This window comes from Gordonia terrae, from assembly GCF_001698225.1.
Lineage (GTDB): Bacteria > Actinomycetota > Actinomycetes > Mycobacteriales > Mycobacteriaceae > Gordonia > Gordonia terrae.
In genome coordinates, this window is sequence record NZ_CP016594.1 from 189,993 (window position 1) to 207,097 (window position 17,105).

Annotated in this window: 19 protein-coding genes; 8 read left to right on the forward strand and 11 right to left on the reverse strand. The window is 66.1% G+C overall.

What is annotated here, in order from left to right; translation table 11 throughout:
- The first annotated feature begins 108 nt into the window (after positions 1 to 108).
- From BCM27_RS00930 to BCM27_RS00955, 6 genes are all read left to right on the forward strand, one after another.
- Positions 109 to 1,062, forward strand: coding sequence for an ABC transporter ATP-binding protein (locus BCM27_RS00930; protein WP_004021487.1), 954 nt, complete (start codon positions 109 to 111; stop codon positions 1,060 to 1,062).
- Positions 1,059 to 1,880, forward strand: coding sequence for an ABC transporter permease (locus BCM27_RS00935; RefSeq protein ID WP_004021486.1), 822 nt, complete (start codon positions 1,059 to 1,061; stop codon positions 1,878 to 1,880). Before BCM27_RS00930 ends, BCM27_RS00935 begins: the two co-directional genes overlap by 4 nt.
- Entirely contained in the window at positions 1,862 to 3,031 is a 1,170-nt protein-coding gene (locus BCM27_RS00940; protein ID WP_004021485.1) for a sensor histidine kinase, read from the forward strand. Before BCM27_RS00935 ends, BCM27_RS00940 begins: the two co-directional genes overlap by 19 nt.
- Positions 3,028 to 3,648 (forward strand): response regulator transcription factor, encoded by a 621-nt coding sequence (locus tag BCM27_RS00945; RefSeq protein ID WP_004021484.1) that lies wholly within the window; start codon positions 3,028 to 3,030, stop codon positions 3,646 to 3,648. Before BCM27_RS00940 ends, BCM27_RS00945 begins: the two co-directional genes overlap by 4 nt.
- A gap of 318 nt (positions 3,649 to 3,966) precedes the next feature.
- Positions 3,967 to 4,725: an SDR family oxidoreductase gene (locus BCM27_RS00950; protein ID WP_004021483.1), complete on the forward strand. Its 759-nt coding sequence runs from the start codon at positions 3,967 to 3,969 to the stop codon at positions 4,723 to 4,725.
- A gap of 242 nt (positions 4,726 to 4,967) precedes the next feature.
- Complete coding sequence (locus BCM27_RS00955) at positions 4,968 to 6,683, forward strand: HNH endonuclease signature motif containing protein (protein ID WP_004021482.1); 1,716 nt, start codon at positions 4,968 to 4,970, stop codon at positions 6,681 to 6,683.
- A gap of 37 nt (positions 6,684 to 6,720) precedes the next feature.
- Here the strand turns inward: BCM27_RS00955 and arr are convergent, their stop codons facing one another.
- Complete coding sequence (gene arr, locus BCM27_RS00960) at positions 6,721 to 7,149, reverse strand: NAD(+)--rifampin ADP-ribosyltransferase (protein ID WP_033206549.1); 429 nt, start codon at positions 7,147 to 7,149, stop codon at positions 6,721 to 6,723.
- 563 nt (positions 7,150 to 7,712) lie between these two features.
- On the opposite strand from arr, the gene BCM27_RS00965 reads away from it, so the two are divergent.
- A complete protein-coding gene (locus tag BCM27_RS00965) occupies positions 7,713 to 8,381 on the forward strand; it encodes a hypothetical protein (protein ID WP_004021480.1) in 669 nt (222 codons plus the stop codon).
- 113 nt (positions 8,382 to 8,494) lie between these two features.
- Here the strand turns inward: BCM27_RS00965 and BCM27_RS00970 are convergent, their stop codons facing one another.
- The 3 genes from BCM27_RS00970 to BCM27_RS00980 all read right to left on the reverse strand — a co-directional run bounded on the left by BCM27_RS00970 (position 8,495) and on the right by BCM27_RS00980 (position 11,067).
- Positions 8,495 to 8,959 carry a hypothetical protein gene (locus tag BCM27_RS00970; protein ID WP_004021479.1) on the reverse strand — a complete coding sequence of 155 codons (465 nt, stop codon included), beginning with the start codon at positions 8,957 to 8,959 and terminating at the stop codon, positions 8,495 to 8,497.
- 154 nt (positions 8,960 to 9,113) lie between these two features.
- The gene (locus BCM27_RS00975; protein ID WP_004021478.1) at positions 9,114 to 10,445 is read right to left on the reverse strand and encodes a sensor histidine kinase; all 1,332 of its coding nucleotides are present in this window, start codon (positions 10,443 to 10,445) and stop codon (positions 9,114 to 9,116) included.
- Positions 10,429 to 11,067, reverse strand: a complete 639-nt coding sequence (locus BCM27_RS00980) for a response regulator (RefSeq protein WP_004021477.1) — start codon at positions 11,065 to 11,067, stop codon at positions 10,429 to 10,431. Before BCM27_RS00980 ends, BCM27_RS00975 begins: the two co-directional genes overlap by 17 nt.
- A gap of 216 nt (positions 11,068 to 11,283) precedes the next feature.
- Between BCM27_RS00980 and BCM27_RS00985 the strand changes: the two genes are divergently transcribed.
- A complete protein-coding gene (locus BCM27_RS00985) occupies positions 11,284 to 12,177 on the forward strand; it encodes a nucleotidyl cyclase domain-containing protein (protein WP_239450641.1) in 894 nt (297 codons plus the stop codon).
- A 411-nt stretch (positions 12,178 to 12,588) separates the two neighbouring features.
- Here the strand turns inward: BCM27_RS00985 and BCM27_RS00990 are convergent, their stop codons facing one another.
- The 7 genes from BCM27_RS00990 to BCM27_RS01020 all read right to left on the reverse strand — a co-directional run bounded on the left by BCM27_RS00990 (position 12,589) and on the right by BCM27_RS01020 (position 17,103).
- The gene (locus BCM27_RS00990; RefSeq protein ID WP_004021475.1) at positions 12,589 to 12,975 is read right to left on the reverse strand and encodes a RidA family protein; all 387 of its coding nucleotides are present in this window, start codon (positions 12,973 to 12,975) and stop codon (positions 12,589 to 12,591) included.
- Positions 12,941 to 13,186 carry a hypothetical protein gene (locus BCM27_RS00995; RefSeq protein ID WP_004021474.1) on the reverse strand — a complete coding sequence of 82 codons (246 nt, stop codon included), beginning with the start codon at positions 13,184 to 13,186 and terminating at the stop codon, positions 12,941 to 12,943. Before BCM27_RS00995 ends, BCM27_RS00990 begins: the two co-directional genes overlap by 35 nt.
- A gap of 3 nt (positions 13,187 to 13,189) precedes the next feature.
- The gene (locus BCM27_RS01000) at positions 13,190 to 13,480 is read right to left on the reverse strand and encodes a Dabb family protein (RefSeq protein WP_004021473.1); all 291 of its coding nucleotides are present in this window, start codon (positions 13,478 to 13,480) and stop codon (positions 13,190 to 13,192) included.
- A gap of 139 nt (positions 13,481 to 13,619) precedes the next feature.
- Entirely contained in the window at positions 13,620 to 14,285 is a 666-nt protein-coding gene (locus BCM27_RS01005; protein ID WP_004021472.1) for a hypothetical protein, read from the reverse strand.
- A gap of 290 nt (positions 14,286 to 14,575) precedes the next feature.
- The gene (locus BCM27_RS01010; protein WP_004021471.1) at positions 14,576 to 15,406 is read right to left on the reverse strand and encodes a mycofactocin-coupled SDR family oxidoreductase; all 831 of its coding nucleotides are present in this window, start codon (positions 15,404 to 15,406) and stop codon (positions 14,576 to 14,578) included.
- 42 nt (positions 15,407 to 15,448) lie between these two features.
- Positions 15,449 to 16,069 carry a helix-turn-helix domain-containing protein gene (locus BCM27_RS01015; RefSeq protein WP_004021470.1) on the reverse strand — a complete coding sequence of 207 codons (621 nt, stop codon included), beginning with the start codon at positions 16,067 to 16,069 and terminating at the stop codon, positions 15,449 to 15,451.
- A 176-nt stretch (positions 16,070 to 16,245) separates the two neighbouring features.
- Entirely contained in the window at positions 16,246 to 17,103 is an 858-nt protein-coding gene (locus BCM27_RS01020) for a creatininase family protein (RefSeq protein ID WP_004021469.1), read from the reverse strand.
- Positions 17,104 to 17,105 lie beyond the last annotated feature (2 nt).

The window sequence follows — 17,105 nt, forward strand, 5'->3', positions numbered from 1 at the left end:
GGCATGTCTCGGACATGACAGATGTCATGGCCCGGCCATGACATCCATCGCGAAACCTGATGATGCACAGCACTACCGACTTCACTGCTCCGGCGCGAAGGTGGGAGCATGAACGATTCGATCAGGAACACTGTCATCAGCGCACGTGGGCTGCGCCGCGTCTACGGCAGTGGCGTAACAGCATTCGAGGCCGTCCGTGGCATCGATCTCGACGTCGCGGAGGGGGAGGTGTTCGCTCTCCTCGGTACCAACGGGGCGGGCAAGACCTCGACCTTCGACCTTCTGGAAGGTCTCGTCGCACCGACGTCCGGCGAGGTCGAGGTCTTCGGACTCGACCCGCGGCGTGAACGGGCGAAGGTCCGGCCGCAGATCGGCGTGATGCTGCAGTCCGGCGGTCTCCCCGCCGATCTCACCGTCGCGGAGACCCTCGAGATGTGGCGCGGGACATGCTCGCACCCGACGACGGTCGACGACGTGCTCTCGAAGGTCCGGCTCACGGACCGGGCCGACGTCCGCGTCGCCGCGCTCTCCGGCGGCGAGCGGCGACGGGTCGACCTCGCGTGCGCATTGTTGGGCCGGCCCCGGCTGCTGTTCCTCGACGAGCCGACGACCGGCCTCGACCCCGAGAGCCGCCGCAGCACCTGGCAACTGCTCGCCGACCTCAAGACGTCCGGCGTGACGATGGTTCTCACCACCCACTACCTCGACGAGGCAGAAGCCCTCGCCGACCGGATCGCGATCATGCACCGGGGCGAGATCGCCCGGCGCGGAACGCTTCGCGAGATCGTCGACCGGCATCCGGCCCGGATCGCATTCGACCATCCCGGACTGGTGCTGCCGGAATTCCGCGGTGCTCAGGTGGATGCGTCGGCGCGCGTGCAGGTCTCCACCCGCGACCTCCAGGGACATCTCGACGAATTGCTCACCTGGGCAAGCGTCAACGCAGTACCGCTGGGCGGACTCGAAGCCCGGGCGGCCTCCCTGGAATCGGTTTTCCTCGACATCGCCGCGGGCACCGACGACCCGGCCGAACTCGCCCTCACGAACGGAGCAGCCGCATGACCACCGCAGACACCTTCCGGACCGCCCCGACGCGCAGACGTCGACCCCTGACCGCGCTGTCGATCGCGGAGTTCCGACAGTTCATCCGCAACAAGACGCTCGTCGTTATGGGGATCGTCTTTCCGATCGGCGTCCCGCTGGCCACCTTCTTCCTCACCCGCGGACAGTCAGGAACCACACCCGAACTGACATTCACGACGCTCGAGACGTTTGCGCTGGTCGCCCTGCTCTTCGTGCAGTACTACTCGGTGCTGTCGATGATCACCACGCGGCGAGGCGAGGGGGTCCTCAAGCGGTTGCGCACCGGCGAGGCCGCGGACTGGCAGATCATGGCCGCACCGGCGGTACCCGGCGCGATCCTCACGGCGATCGGCACAGTGATCGTGGCGGCGGTGATCTACGGGGCCGGCGCCCCGGCCCCGGTCAACCCCGTCCTCGTCGTCATCGCCCTCATCGCCGGGGTCGCGTTGTTCTCCCTGCTCGCACTCGCGACGAGCGCCGTGACGCGCAACGCCGAAGCAGCGCAGATAACCTCGCTCCCGGTGATGGTCGTGGCGATGGTCGGACTCGCGTCGATCCGCGGGGTACTGCCCGAACGGTTCGGTGAGATCGCCGCCTGGACCCCGTTCGCCGCGATCTCCGATCTCATCTCGCTCGGAACCGTGGGACGTGGCGCGACCGTGGCGGAGTCGGTCCCCGCCGCCGACTTCGCGGGCACCTTCGGCGACATCGGCCAGCCACTTGCGACACTGGTGGCATGGACCGTTCTGGCGCTCGCACTGACCGCGCGGAGCTTCCGGTGGGACGATCGCGGCTGAACCGGACAACCGACTGGTGGCGCGCCCAGTCCGATACGCAGCGCTACCGGCTCTACACCCAGGTGACACTCCAGTTGGTCGTCGTCGGTGTGGCGGTCGCGGTGAGTGTCCCGGCGCCCGCCGTGTGGGGGATGATCGGGACGTGGGTCGCCGGATTCGCCGCCGTGCTCGCTCTCGAGTCCCAACCGGATTTCGCGATCTGGTCACCGATGCGGGCACGACGGTGGCTGTTCGGCGTCGCGGTCGGTCTGATGGTCGGGGTCTGGATCGTCTACGCCGTCCTCGCCCGGGTACTCACCGGACAGGGGGATCTCGAGACCGCGCGGCCCGTCGGCGTGTACACCGCCCTGCTCGCCGGCATGGCGGTACTTCCTTTTCTCCGGCACCGGTGGTGGCTACTGGGCGCGATCGCCATCGTGACCGGGATCGCCTATGCGGGTTCACCACGTGGGGTGCTGGGGATCACCGGGGTGGTGGCTGCGACGGGTACGCTCCTGATGGTCACGACGCTGCTGACCCGCTGGGGCCTGCAGGTCATCGACGACCTGGAGCGGGCCAAGGCGGTGGAAGCCCGACTTCGTGTGGCGGAGGAGAGATTACGTTTCTCCCGCGACCTGCACGATGTGGTCGGCCGGGGATTCTCGGCGATCGCGGTCAAGAGCGAACTGGCCGGGACCCTGTTGCGGGCGCGGTCGACCGACAAGGCCGAAGTGGAGATCGACGAGATCAAGGTGCTCGCAGTGCAATCCATGGAACAGATGCGAGCACTGGTCCGCGGCTACCGCGACATCGACCTGGTCGGCGAGGTCGCGGGAACACGGTCCCTGCTGTCGGCGGCGGGATGCGATCTCGTGGTCGAGGGCGATCCGGCGCAGGTGCCAGACCGGTTCCACGAGGTGGCTGCCTGGGTGGTCCGCGAGGGGACGACCAACATCGTCAAACACTCGTCGGCGTCGTCGGCCTGGCTCACCCTCGGCCCAACGGGCATGTCGTTGCGGAATGACGGTGTGGCTGAGCATGACTCGTCGACAAGCGGTCCACGATCGGGGCTGCAGGGACTCGCCGAACGTCTCGAGATGGTCGGTGCGAGCCTGCGCACCAGCCGGGCCGACGGCCTGTTCACACTACAGATTCGCTGGGAGCCAACATGATTCCTGTCCTGCTCGCCGATGACGAGACCTTGGTGCGGACCGCGATGGCCACCATGCTCGACCTCGAAGACGACATCGAGGTGGTCGCTCACGTCGACTCGGGTGAGCAGCTGGTCGCGCTCTGGCGTGCCCGGCGCGATGCCGGCGAACCGACCGCGGTCGCGGTGATCGATCTGCAGATGTCCGGCATGGACGGTATCGACACCGCCATCGAGCTCCTCGAACTCACGCCTGATGCAGGAACGCTCATCGTCACCAGTCACGGTCGGCCCGGCTATCTGAAGCGAGCGCTGACCGCCGGCGTGCGCGGGTTCCTGCCCAAGACCACCCCGGCCGCCACGCTGGCGCAGGTGATCGCGACCGTGCACTCCGGCGGACGCTACATCGACCCGGAGCTCGCCACCGAAGCCATCAGCACCGGTGACTCGCTGCTGACCGCCCGCGAGGCCGACGTCCTGGAGTTCGCTCTCGACGGTGCGTCGGTCGAGGAGATCGCCCGCCGAGCACACCTGACCGCGGGCACGACCCGTAACTACCTGTCGTCGGCGGTGTCGAAGCTGAATGCGTCCAACCGGTACGAGGCCGCGATCAAAGCCCGTGACCTGGGCTGGATCTGAGCGTTCGCCGAACCGGGGTAGCGCTACGCCCTGATCCGGAAGAGCGACACAACCCCTGCTCCCTGATCCGGAAGAGCGACATAACCGCAGGTCTCAGCCCCTGCTCCGTAATCCGAAAGAACCGCACAACCCCTGCTCCCTGAGGAGCGCCCGGAGCTTGCGGAGGGCGCGTCACGAAGGGTCCTGCCGAGACGAGTTGTGAGGGACGACGGTCTGCGCCGGTGATTCGCGATTCGGCACCAGACGGCCCGCCGCTGACCGAGAATCGACGCGAGGCGACGACCGCCCGTTCCGGCTACCGAGCACCGAAGGACGACGATGACTGCTGACCTGTTCGATGTGAGTGGTAAGACGGTGCTGGTCACCGGCGGCACGTCGGGTATCGGGGCGATGATCGCCCACGGCCTGCACGACCGCGGAGCGCGGGTGATGATCACCGGCCGCAACGACGATGCGCTCGCCGAGGCGCGTGCAGCGGGACTGACTGCGTTACAGGCGAATCTATCGAGCCCCGAGGGTGCGCGCACCCTCGCGGAGCAGGTGGCCTCGGAGACCGATGCCCTCGATGTCCTGGTGAACAACGCCGGCGCGACCTGGGGTGCGTCCCTCGAGGAGTTCCCGGACTCGGCGTGGGACCGGGTTCTGAAACTCAACGTCCAGACGCCGTTCGTACTCACCCAGACACTGCTGCCGTTGCTGACCCGTACCGCGACCGCGGAGAATCCGTCGCGGGTCATCATGATCGGCAGTGTCGACGGAATCCGCGTGCCGCGCACCGCGTCGTATTCGTACTCGTCCAGCAAGGCGGCCGTCCATCAGCTGACCAGACATCTCGCGCGCGACCTCGGTCCGCGCCACATCACCGTGAACGCCATTGCGCCTGGACCTTTCGAGTCCAAGATGATGGCGCCGATCCTGGCCGAGCTGGGGGACGAGGTCGCGGCGGCCTCTCCACTCGGGCGCATCGGTCGAGCCGACGACATGATCGGGACGGTGGTGTACCTCGCCAGTCGCGCCGGGTGCTATCTCACCGGGACCGTCATCCCGGTCGATGGCGGGATCGCGACGACGCTCTGACTCAACCACGGACCGGTCCCTCCGGTGCCCATGCAGAGATTCTGGTGGAACCCGGAGCCCGTCGACGCAACTTCGGGACATGTGCGTGTCGGTGGCCGCTTATCACACAGCACCGACAACGCAATCGCGCCGTGCGGCCGCCGTAGGCACTGTGGGACAGCATCTTTCGATGCGCGCGCCTCGATTCTCGTGTACGCTCGAACGTACATTCGTAGCAACGGTTCTCGGGGGAGGTGACCGTCATGTCCGACACCACACACGTCGTCGATGATGGCGCGCCTTCGTCTCGGGCAGTTGAGCTCGTCGCCGAGCTGCACCGGCTGATCGATGAACTGCAGACCGTCGATCTGGGCTCCTGTGCGGACACCGAACTCGTCGAGGTCGCCGCCGACACCGAAAAGGCCATCGCCCGCCTCACCTACACCGGCGACCGTCAACTTGTCACCATCGCCGACCGCGACCTCCCCCATCGCACCGGGTACCGCAGCATCACCACGTTCATGACCCACCGCCTCCGCGTCTCCGATCCGATGCGTCGCAACAACCAACGCCACGCCACCGCCGCCCACCTCACCCACACCGGCGAACCACTGCCACCCGAACATCCCACCCTTGCTTCGGCGTTGGCCGACGGCCGGGTCGGGACCTCGCATGTGCGCGCCGTCATCGACGTCCTCGACCAGATTCCCCACGCCGTCGAGCACGACGTGAAGGTTGCTGCTGAACGGCAGATGGCCGAGATCGCCGCCGACCACACGCCTGCCGACATCACCCAACTCGGTGCGCGGCTGCTGGCCCACCTCGATCCCGACGGCACCCAGGCCGACGAATCGGAGCGGAAACGACGTCGGAATCTGTGGGTCAACCGGCAACGCGCCGACGGCACCGCCAAACTCACCGGCACCCTCACCCCCGAGTTGGCCGCCCGGATCACTATGCTGCTCGCGGTGTGGGCCAAGCCCGGCATGAACAACCCCAACGACCTCGATTCGCCCACCGGCTCGTTCGAGGACGCCGACCCAAACCTCCTGGCCGCCGCGGCGGAACGTGACGACCGCACGCCCGCCCAGATCAACCACGACGCACTCAACGCGCTACTGAAAGCTGTGCTCGAGGACGGCCTCCTCGGGAAATCCCATCGCGGCCTGCCCGTGCAGCTGATCATCAAAGCCGACCTCGGCGACCTGATCCGCGAAGCGGGACTCGCCACCACCGCCACCGGCACCCTGCTGCCCATCCCCGACCTCGTCGCCATGGCCGCTGACGTCCAGCCGTGGTTGGCGGTGTTCAAAGGCGCCACCGCCGTACCGCTGCATTTCGGGCGCGGCAAGCGTCTGGCCACCCGCGAACAACGTCTCGTCTCCTTCGCACGCCCCGACGGCGAAGTCTCTTCCGCACCCGGCTGCGATCAGCCCGCGACCCACGTCGAACTCCACCACGCCCAGAAAGACTGGGCCAGAGGCGGACTCACCGACATCGACGATCTCGCCCCGGCCTGCCCCCGGCACAACCGGATGGTCGGCGACCAGCCCGGTCAGTACACCACCCACATCGTGCGTTCCGGACCCGACGAAGGCCGCTGCCTCTGGCGATTGAACGCCGACCCCGGCGCACCACCCAACCCTGACCGCCTCAACCGCCGACCCGACATACCCCGGCGGTTCGCCGCACACCTACGTGACACACGCGCCGAGATCCACGGCGAACCACCCCGAGGGTTTCGCACGCTCGGTCACCGGACCCTTCGTGACGCGGCCTCCGCAAGCTCCGGGCGCTCCTCAGGGAGCAGGGGGCCCGGCGACCAAGCACGCCCGGAGGCGCCACATCCGATAGACGCGCGTCGCTCATGGCTGACAACCAGCCACGTCATCGACGTCCGACCACCGCGACCCGGCCAGCGGCAGCTCCGACCCTCCCTCGTCGAAGCGCACCTCGTGTGGCTCCTCGCCACCCGCTGACTGCCGCCCAGGATCACAACCTGCACGGGTGCCACAGCTAGTCGTAGAGAACCGCTTCGCCGCGCTGTCGCAGTGCCTCCAGCCCGGCCCGGAACTGCTGCAGGTACTCCGGCGGATGTCCGACCCAGTCGGTCATCTCGCCGACGACCCGGACCGGCCGGGCGCTCCGGTACGAGTGGGTCGGGTTCCCGGGGAACTTCTTGTCGGTGACATTCGGATCGTCATGCACGTCGTCCTCCGGCTCTACGATGTAGACCCGGGGGCTACCGTCACCCACCGCCATCTCGGCCGCGAGGACCGCGCCGTCGAGCACCTTCGTCATGTAGACGTAGTTCGAGATGTGCTCGCGACGGTAGTTCGAGTGGTGCCCGGGGGTCAGGTGGTCGCCGACGCGGAGGTCGGCTCGGGTGCCGTGAAAGTAGGCCCCGGACTCGTGCACCCGGAAGCGTTCCGGGGTGTCCGCCATGTCTGAGTGGTCTGCATCGTCAGCCATCGATCGCCTCCTGGGTATCGGTCGTCGAGCGATTGTGCACGGCCACCAGGGCCTTGCGGCAAGCCCCTGGCGTCGACATATGGTGGAAGTGACAGGATCGGGCGGGTGCCTCGACCGTCGGCGAACCGGTAGGGCCGACAGATTCGGGGCATACCGACCTCTCGGGCGGGGGGGATCTCGACCCCGCTGTCGAACCCCGAATGCAGTCAACGAATATCCAGCACAGTCAACGGATACCCCGGCACAGTCAACGAAATCGTATGCACAGCCAACGAAACTCGGCGCAAGGTCAACGGGTGGTGCGGAATAGGCAGATAGCCGGGAATTCCGGATCGAGAAAAACGAATGCGACATAGTCCACTGGCGCAATGTGTGTGCTGGTCAGGTTTGCTGTGTAAAGGTGTGCCTGATTTAGATACCTTCAATCGCGCTGGTATCTGATAAATCCCTTTGTTAGCTTGCGGGAGTTCGATGGACCGAATGACAAATGAATGACAAAAGGGAGGAAAGAACCAGTGCGAAGAAATCTCATCCGTGTGACCACAGCTGGCGCGGCCCTCGGGGTCGCGGCTCTGATCGCTCCCGCGGTGGCCACCGCCGCCCCGGTATCCGAGGCGAACTGTGCCAAGACTTCTACTCCAGCCAACCCCGCGGGGTGGGGCAACACCTTTGGCGACGAGCGGGGCCAGGCCGGAAAGGTGACGGCCACCAACGTTGTCGACCAGGACGGGTCCCTCGAGTTCGTGACGACCGAGCAGACACCTCGTCAGGCCTCGTACCACAGTGCCGGTCAGCTCAAGTTGGTCGACGCCGCGACAAAGCCGCTCAGCTTCGAGAAATCCGACGGCCAGGCGAACTGGCAGATTCGCGTGACCGGGGCGAACACCGGGCAGGCCGATGGATTCGCCACACTCGTCTGGAGCGCTCCGGCGGGTGCGGGCAAGCAGGACGCCGCCGACTCCGACCAGTGGTGGGCCACTCGCGACCTCGGCGACATCAAGAAGGGCACCAACGCCACGCTGGATGATCTGGTGGAGGCCGCCGGTGGCAACACAGTGGTCGACCACTACGGGATCTCCAGCCAGCCCAACGAGAAGGCCGGCAAGGTCAACGTCGACAACGTCTCGTTCAACGGCTGCACCACCAACTTCGCCGCATCGGGTGCCGGCGGAGCATTCGGATCGCTGGAGAACATCTTTCCCTGATCTGTGAGTTCGATACTGCGGCAGGCGGGCCCGCGACCGGTGATCGGTCGCGGGCCCGTCTCTTTCCACCGGAGGTGAGCGAGTGTCGGTCGCTCACCGCCCATCTTTCGACCTCACCACTGGTCGAAGCCGACGTTGACCTGGGGGTATCCGGTGTCGATGTGGTTGTTCATCCAGTAGTTCTGGGCGTGGGGTCCCCAGATGGTGCTCATGGCGGTGTTGACGTTGTGGGGGTGGTTGGTGAGTTGGTAGTTGGCGGTGGGTCCGAAGGCGCCGATGCGGTAGATGGCGTTGACGTCGAGGTGGTTGGTGAAGGGTGCGGTGGCGGTGATGGTTTCGGTGGCGCCGGGGTAGAGGATGTGTTGGGGTGCGTTGACCCATTGGCCGCCGTCGGCGTTGGCGCCTTGGAGGTATTCGGGCTTGTCGGTGTGGTTGGTGATGGTCATGGCGACGGTGGGTTCGCCGGGGTGGGTGATGGGGAGGGTGCCGGCGTGGGCTGCTCCGGCGGCGCCGAGGGCGATTCCGGTTGCGGCGGCGAGTCCGAGGGTGGCGGTGGCGATGCGGGTGGTGGTCTTCATGGTGGGCTCCGGTGTGGTGTGGTGGGTTGTGCTGGTGACACCACTTACTGTGCCGGGGATCGGTGGTCGGGGGATTCCGCTGACCGGGTGATGGGTGGGGTGAATGGTGCCTCCACCGATCGGGGGACACGCCGGTCGGCTCGGCCGACGCGCCTCACAGCACGCGAGCCGGTACCTCCACGATCGCGACGGTTCCGCCGCCGGGATGATTCGACAAAGACAACATGCCACCGCTTCCCTCGATGCGAATCCGTCGGGAGGCAAGTCCGATGTGGCCGTTGGCCTGTCGTCGACGCATCAGTTCGGCGACGGCGATGTCGGAGGGTAGGCCCACGCCGTCGTCGAGGACGACCAGGCGCGCTCGCCCCTCGTCGAACTCGGCGGTGACCTCGACCGTCGTGGCGGCCGCGTGTTTGATCACGTTCGTCAACAGTTCGCGTGCGGTGGCGAACAGCAGCGAGTCGGCGGAGGTGCGCAGTTCGGGCGGCCAGCCGACGGTGTCGACCGCGACCGCCGGGGCGCCCGCGCGGCTCCCCATGGAGGAGGTGAGGTCGGTCAGGGCCACCGACAGCCCGGCTTGTTCGAGCACTGCCGGGTGCAACTCGCTCAGCGTCGAACGTAGGAGTTGTGCTGCGTCGCGCAGTGCACCGTCGACGCGGTCGAGGGTCACCGGATCGGCGGAGTCACGGAGCGTGGCGAGTTCCTGGCGCGCCGCCAGTACGTATTGCAGAGCCCCGTCGTGCAGGTTGTCGGCGAGATCACGGCGCTCGCGCTCTTCGATCTCCATCGTCGCGTCGAGCAATCGGGCGCGTTCGGCAGCGAGCGCCCCGATCGTTCTCACCCGGGATCGCTGTAGGCGGGACAACAGGATCGCGCCGACGGCCAGCGCCGCGACGACGAGGATGCGCAGCACGATCACCGACCACGGTTCGCCGTTCGAGGTGCGGGCCAATGCGGAGGAGGCTGCGTACACCACGGTCGTGACGACAACGACCACGGCGCACGTCGTGGGCTGCAGGGCGATCGCCGCGATCATCGGCACGAGGACGAAACCGCTGAGGAGAACGTCGGTCGTCCAACTCAATTCGTTGGATCGGCTCGCCACGACGGCGAGCGCGGTGAGCAGCAGGAGGTCGATGGGTAACGCGACCCAGGAATATCGGATCATCGCCGACTCGTGCTGTACGACCACGAAGGCTCCACCGACACACCACGCCGCGTAGAGAACTGCCGTCACGACACTGAACGTCTCGGCGTGCGCGGGAGGATCGAGACAGACGGTCAGCAACACGAACAACGACAGGAACAGTCGGAGGACCACCTGGATCCGGATGCCACGGATCGCGTGGTCGATCAGGATGTCGTGGATCCGCGGTTCATCGGCGAACTCATCGAGACCCAGATACTTTGTCGCTCCGGCGATCCGATCGTCCCCGTCGACGTCGCCCCCTCGTTCCCGGGGGCGCGCGCTACTCGAGGAGGCCACGGCGCATCGCCTCGGCGACCGCGGCCGCACGGTCGGACACGCCGAGCTTCTCGTAGAGGCGCTGGGTGTGCGTCTTGACCGTCGACGCACCGATGTAGAGCTCGGCCGCGACCTGCGGAATCGACTGTCCGCGTGCAAATCCCGTGAGAACCTGCCGCTCCCGCTCGCTCAGGGCCGGCGCATCACGCTGGGTCTGCGCACGGATCTCGCCGGCCAGTCCGGCGGCGAGCTCCGGTGGCACCACGGTCTCTCCCTTCGCCACCCGGGTCACCGCGCCGACGATGTCGTCGCGATCGGCATCCTTCGACAGATAACCGGCCGCACCCTCCTGGAGCGCCCGGAAGACGATCGGGCCGTCGGTGACCGCGGACAACAGCAGCACCCGGGTCGCCAACCCGTCACGCGACACCGCGTGCGCGACCTCGACGCCGGTCATGAGCGGCATCTGGTGGTCGACGACCGCTACGTCGGGGCTCTCGCGACGGATGAGTTCGAGGCCGGCCTGCCCGTCCGCGGCTTCGCCGACCACCCGGACCCGCCCACTGGCCGTGAGGCCGCGGGACACGCCGTCGCGGAAGAACGGGTGATCGTCGACGACGACCACGGTGACGAGGCTGTTCATCGGATCAGGATAGGTGCTCGAGCCGCGCGAACCGGCCCGAACGTGTGCTCGCGTCCCCGAGCGCGCGCTCGCGGCGGCCGCCCGTGCCGGTCGCGCGAAGCCGCGCCATTTGGCAACCTCGGATCGGGACCGATACGAGGATCGGAGTGGGGGATGTACCGACCGGACCTACACCTGGGAGCGCTGAGGGGCCCGCTCCCGCGATCGCCGCTACACGTGCTGCGGACCTATCTGGCGGTGACCTCGCTGTTGTACGCAATGGGCGTGGCTCTCACGCTGTTCCCGGTCGACGACTCGGCGACCCTGTCCGACCCGACCGGGGGACTCGTCGCCGTCGCGCTGGGCATCGCGGCGCTGGGCTGGTTGTCCGTGCGTCCCCGGCGCCCGTTCCCGGCCGTGATCGCGGCCTGTCTGGCCACCCCCGCGGTGATGGCGTTCCACGAGCTGATCAGCGCCGAGTTCCTCTGCATGGTCGCGGCGATGTTCCTGGCGATGTATCTGCGCGCCACTTTTCCGCGCCGCCAGGCGTGGGCGCTCATCGGTCTGCTGACCGCCGGATGTGTCGTCGCGCTCGCGGTGGCGCCCGCGCCGAAGTACCTCAGCACCTACATCGTCGTCGCTGTGGCGATTCCCGCGGCGGCCGAGTCGTTCGGGATGCTGACCCGCACGCTGCTCACGGCCGTTTTTACTGACCCGCTGACCGGCGTGTTCAATCGCGCGGGTTGGGAACTGGCGACCACCGGACTTCTCGAAGGTCGCCGCTCCGCCGCAGCGGTAACGGTGATCTCGTGGGCGATCGACGATCGCGGGACGACCGACGACCCGCGCGGTCGGGATCAGCGACTGGTGCGCCAAGCACGGACCTGCGTCGGGTTGCTTCCCGCTGCGTCGGCAATGGCGCGCCTCGGCGATTCGGAGTTCGCGATCTGCGTGATGCACGACGACGACGGTCCTCCCGGACAGGCAGCGGCCTTGATCGACGAGTTGCGCCGGCACCTGCCCGCTGCGTCGCTGGCCGCGGCCACAGCGCCGGCCCCGGCCGCGGATGTCGCGGCCCTTCGCGCGCAAGCAGCGTCCCGCCTGACGTCCGCCAGACGCGACAGGGCCTGACCGTCATCGCCAGTGAGTGACGCACCGCTGAGTTCGGACACACGCCCGCGTCCCTGGTCGACCGTGCGGGGTCGGCCAGGGACGAGCGCGAGGAATCATCTCATGAAGACTCGGCATCTGAACGCTGTGGGCCCCGCCGCACAGCTCACATGCGAACCCTCTGCTGCTCACCGTCGAGGAGCTGCACGGACTCAGTGCGTGCAGCACGCGCGCGGACCCACGCGGACCGACCGCTCCACGGCCGTCGCGCTCATTGGTACAGGGTCTCCCGCGATCGCGGACTGCACCACGATCTCACCGAAGACCAAGTCGTACGCCGACGGCGAACGCTGATTGCTGGAACGAGCTGGATACACGACGAGGCGGGCTGAAACCGAAGTGGTTCAACCCGCCTCGAAGGACGGGGATGTATCAGGGAATCTGCGCCTCGGCCTCGATCTCGACGAGGAGTGCGGGATCGACGAGCCCGGACACCTCCACCATCGTCGTGGTGGGGCGGATGTCTCCGAACACCGCGCCGTGGGCTTGACCGACCTCTTCCCATCGGCGGATGTCGGTCACGTAGATCCTGGTGGTGATGACGTGGTCGAGGGAGGCGCCGGCACGTTGTAGCACTTCATCGATGCGGCGCAGGATCTCCGTGGTCTGGGCTGCGACGTCGTTGCCACCGACCACCCCTTCGGGCGCGGAAGCCGTCGTGCCGGATACCAGCACCCGATTCCCTATCCGCAATGCCCGGGAGTAACCGACGATGGGCTCCCACTTACTGTCGGTGTAGAGATGCGTTCGATCGTTCATCGGGTCGATTCTCCCTGTGTCGCAGGCTTTCTGCATACACTCGTACGTTCGTGGACAACACGTCGTCGTGCTTCTGGGTCAGTTCACAGATGCGCCTGAAGTAGGCCGCGCGGGTGATGCCGAACTCCACCATCGTCTCCTCCTCGTCGGGGCCGCCGAAGGGCAGCCACCGCTCGGCGTGCGAGAGCAGGTAGTAATCTTCCTTGTTCATCTCTCACTCGACGATCTGCACGACGGACTTGTATGCGAGGTGGGGGGCGATGAGTTCGCGGAGGATTCGTTGGTGCTCCGGATGATCACGATAGTGGACGAAGGCGTCCTGCGTCGCGAATCTTCCGACGACGCCGAAGTCCCAATTCCCGGTTGTCACACCGGCATCCGGACCGCAGAGGTAGAGGTCGACGCCGGGCAGGGTCCGGACCAATGCCAGCAGGGCCGTGGTCAAGGCGGTTTCGTCAGCGTGTTCGGTTTTCCAGGAGAACGTGACGATGTGAGTGAAGGACACAGTACTGTTCCTTGGTGAGGGGTCCCGCATCTCGACGGATACGAGTCGGACATGGTCCGCAGTCGAAGAGGGTGGAGGCCGGGGTGCCACGGCGAGCGCTGCTCGCGCCGGCGTGGACCACCCCCGGCTCCGTCGGAGATCAGGCGTGATCCAGGTAATCCCGCATGTACTCGAGGCCTGCACCGAAGGTGCCGGCGCCGAAGACGTCGTCGAACAGCGCCGAGCCGACCGTGATGCCCCAGGGGGACAGGCGAGCGATCTCGTCCATCCGTGCGGTGCTGTTGATCGAACCGGTCACGACGACAGGCCCCTCGACGTCCTCGACGAAGGCCTTGCCGAGCGCTCCCGGTTCGCCATCGGTCCACCGGTACAGCGAGAGTGCGACGCCATCCACCTGAGGGCGGATGCGCTTGGCGTCACCGACGATGTCCTCGATCGAACCGTGGAGCATTCGGGGAATGCCGCTGCGGCCGCCGCAAGTCGGGAGGTACCCGACCCCTGACTTCGAGAGCAGGTCCGCGACCGACGTGTGGAACGCCATCCCGATCAGGAAGTCGAGACCGTTGTCCACCGCGAACTGTGCGGCCGTGAGGCAGTCCGATTCCTCTTCCTTGAGGGACTCGAAATGCACTGTCTTGCCGGCATTCTTCATGTCCTGCGCCAGCAGTGCCTGGTCGGACGCCGACAGGCCGGTGTCCTTGAAGCCCCAGTGCTTCGTCGGGGCGTCGATCGCCTGCGCGAAGATCTCCCGCGCATTGTCGATGGTCTTGTCGTTGTGCGTGAGCATGGCAATCAGCTCGGTCATTTTCTTGGGCCTTGTCTGTGCGACGGAAATGTCCGTCGATGCTGGACGGATTCGACAGCAGACCTGGCGGATTACGCAGGCCGGCTGATGACGGTTCGGCTGTCCCGGCTGCGGACGGAGGTTGGTGCGTGATCCTTCCGCAGCCGGCGAGATTCATGTGTTCGGACAGCACGACATGGGGCTCACGCGGCGTGAGTCCTGAACGGAACGCCTGGTTCCGTGGTCGTGGTGGTGCGGAAAGACTTTCCGCGCCGGGGATTTGAGAGAGCCTGAAAGGCTCGCTGGCAGAGTTACTTTGCTAGCATGCCCGCGTCGACTGGGATTGCAGCGCCAGTGGTGAAGCGCGCTTCTTCAGAGCAGAGGTAGGCGATGGTATTGCTGACGTCCTCGGGCAGAACCCAAGGCGTGTCGAGTAGGTGGATGGTTCCGAAGCTGTCCATTGCGTCATCCAGCGTGGGCGATTCGAGATCCGGGCGGAACATCTTGATGACACCGGAGTTGGTCATCATCGGGGTCCGGCAGTTGCTCGGATGAATGGAGTTGACGCGGATATTGTGCGGTGCAAGCTCATTCGCCAGGGCCTTGGCCAGTCCGGTGACGCCGTGCTTGGCCGCCACGTAGTGACCGATCTCGTTGAGATTGCGGAGTCCCGCGGTCGAACTGGTGAGCACGATCGAGCCACCGTTGCCCGCGTTGATCATGTGTTGCACGCCGGCGCGGACGGTCTTCCACACACCCGACAGATCGATGTCCATCATCTCGTTCCACTGTGCCTCGGTCATCTCGGCGAGCTTCCCGTAAGTACAGACTCCGGCGTTGGCGAGGATGAAGTCGAGGCGCCCGAACTGTTCGACGCCTTCGTCGACCACGGCGGTGAGCGCTTCGAGGTCTCGGACGTCGGCGACGCGGCTGAGGATCTTTCCCCCGGCCTTCTCGACGAGGTCGGTGGTCTCGTCGAACTCGTCCTTGGTGCCCATTTTGTAAGGCGCCGACTTCACCGGTGCGCAGATGTCGACTGCAATGATGTTCGCGCCCTCGCTGGCGAACTTGATGGCGTGTGCGCGACCCTGTCCGCGGGCTGCGCCGGTGATGAACGCGACTTTACCGTCGAATTTACCCATGGTTATCGACCTTTCAGATTTCTCGGGTCGACGTCGCCGAGCCTAGAAGGACTTCGGCGTATCGATCCAGATGTATTCGCTGACCTCTTTGGCAACGTTCTCGATCTTGTGTGGAATGGTGCTGTGGAACCAGATGGAGTCACCTGGGTCCAGGAAGTAGACTTCGTCGGCCAGCGTCACCTTGAAGCGACCCTTGAGCACCATTGCCCACTCCTCGCCCTCGTGCGTATAGGGCTCGTCGCCGGTGCTGGCACCGACCTCGTAGCGTCCGTACAGAGCTTCGAGGACTTCAGATTCTGCCGGTGAGGCGAGCTCGAAGTGGACTCCCCGGGCTGCGATGGACGAACGGGAGTCCGAGCCCGGGTGGGTGGGCAGATCTCCGCCTATGGTCTGGCGGTCGGTGGCACGGATGACGTGCCCGTTGCGCTGGCTCGGCTCGGTGAAGAAGTAGGTGATGCTCGTGCCCAGTGCGGCGGCGAGTCGCTTGAGGGTGGAGATCGATGGCTCGGTCTTTCCTCGTTCCACTTCACTGATGACCGAAGACGACATCTCCGCTCGTTCCGCCAGTGCGCGGATCGAGTACCCGTGATCGTTACGCAGTTTCTTGAGGCGATCACCGATCGAGATGGTGTCGTCGTCGGTCTTCTCCGGCCCGCTAGCCATTGATTTCTCCACTTCCCACAGTCAGTTGTGCCCGGATAGAGCGCCTACCACCTCCGTGGTGGATGATGCCCACTGTCAGTGGAGCCTACTGAGGCCGGCAGTGGTAGGTGGGGATGCAGGGCACCGGGGGTTTGAGATGACCTCCCCGGTGCCCCGCAAGCTTGGTTGCAGTCGGATCAGGCCTTGAGGACGAACTCGCGCGAGGTGATGTCCACCTTCACCTTCTTGAGTTCCTCCAGGGCATCGGCGAGATGACTGGAGAAGCGGTCGAAGATCTGCTCGCCCTTCTCGGCGGTGGCGCGGAACGGGTTCCCGATCACACCGTGCGGCGCCATCTCCTGATGCTCCATGGGGAAGTAGAAGTACTCGAAGCCCTGGAACTCGACGTCCGGGCTCGCGTCGACCTTCTTGAACGACTCCGGCAGCCATTCCGGTGCCTGGGCGCGGGTGTCGAGACCTCGGTCGAGCTTCACGTTCTCGGGCTTGAAGGCCATCATGATCGAGGTCTCCTGCTCACTGGCGTGCCAGCCGGCCGTCTCCTCCTCGCTGTTCTCCATCAGGTCTTCGATGATCCCGAGGTAGCGCTCGCCGTAGGGCTTGAACATGCCGAGCAGTGCCCCCGTTTCGTATCGGAGGGTGCGGAAGACCTGGTCGGTGACCTTGGTGTTGGAGGTGTGGCCGTTCACGAAGATCAGGCGGTTGAAGCCGTGATGGATGAGTGAGCGTGCCGTGTCGTAGATGACCGCCCGCACGGTGTCGCCGCGGAAGGTCATGGTGCCCATGCCGTTCTCGGGCTCACGCAGGTGATGCGGGCTGTACCCCGTCCAGATCGGCGGGCCGTACAGCACCTTGGCCTTCTCGGCGGCACGGCGGCACACTTCCTGTGCGTTGTAGATGTCGGTGCCGATGGGGAGGTGGTAGCCGTGCATCTCGACCGCGCCCATCGGGATGATGATGGTGTCGTCGGTCTTCAGGTACTCCTGGATGTCCGGCGGGGCCAGGTCGGTGATGAGACGCGAGTGAAGTTCTGACATCG

What these genes read in the sequence shown, in the direction of transcription:
- BCM27_RS00930 (WP_004021487.1), top strand. Translation starts at nt 109, where the DNA reads ATGAACGATTCGATCAGGAACACTGTCATCAGCGCACGTGGGCTGCGC.
- BCM27_RS00935 (WP_004021486.1), top strand. Translation starts at nt 1,059, where the DNA reads ATGACCACCGCAGACACCTTCCGGACCGCCCCGACGCGCAGACGTCGA.
- BCM27_RS00945 (WP_004021484.1), top strand. Translation starts at nt 3,028, where the DNA reads ATGATTCCTGTCCTGCTCGCCGATGACGAGACCTTGGTGCGGACCGCG.
- BCM27_RS00950 (WP_004021483.1), top strand. Translation starts at nt 3,967, where the DNA reads ATGACTGCTGACCTGTTCGATGTGAGTGGTAAGACGGTGCTGGTCACC.
- BCM27_RS00955 (WP_004021482.1), top strand. Translation starts at nt 4,968, where the DNA reads ATGTCCGACACCACACACGTCGTCGATGATGGCGCGCCTTCGTCTCGG.
- arr (WP_033206549.1), bottom strand. Translation starts at nt 7,149, where the DNA reads ATGGCGGACACCCCGGAACGCTTCCGGGTGCACGAGTCCGGGGCCTAC.
- BCM27_RS00970 (WP_004021479.1), bottom strand. Translation starts at nt 8,959, where the DNA reads ATGAAGACCACCACCCGCATCGCCACCGCCACCCTCGGACTCGCCGCC.
- BCM27_RS00980 (WP_004021477.1), bottom strand. Translation starts at nt 11,067, where the DNA reads ATGAACAGCCTCGTCACCGTGGTCGTCGTCGACGATCACCCGTTCTTC.
- BCM27_RS00990 (WP_004021475.1), bottom strand. Translation starts at nt 12,975, where the DNA reads ATGAACGATCGAACGCATCTCTACACCGACAGTAAGTGGGAGCCCATC.
- BCM27_RS00995 (WP_004021474.1), bottom strand. Translation starts at nt 13,186, where the DNA reads ATGAACAAGGAAGATTACTACCTGCTCTCGCACGCCGAGCGGTGGCTG.
- BCM27_RS01005 (WP_004021472.1), bottom strand. Translation starts at nt 14,285, where the DNA reads ATGACCGAGCTGATTGCCATGCTCACGCACAACGACAAGACCATCGAC.
- BCM27_RS01010 (WP_004021471.1), bottom strand. Translation starts at nt 15,406, where the DNA reads ATGGGTAAATTCGACGGTAAAGTCGCGTTCATCACCGGCGCAGCCCGC.
- BCM27_RS01015 (WP_004021470.1), bottom strand. Translation starts at nt 16,069, where the DNA reads ATGGCTAGCGGGCCGGAGAAGACCGACGACGACACCATCTCGATCGGT.
- BCM27_RS01020 (WP_004021469.1), bottom strand. Translation starts at nt 17,103, where the DNA reads ATGTCAGAACTTCACTCGCGTCTCATCACCGACCTGGCCCCGCCGGAC.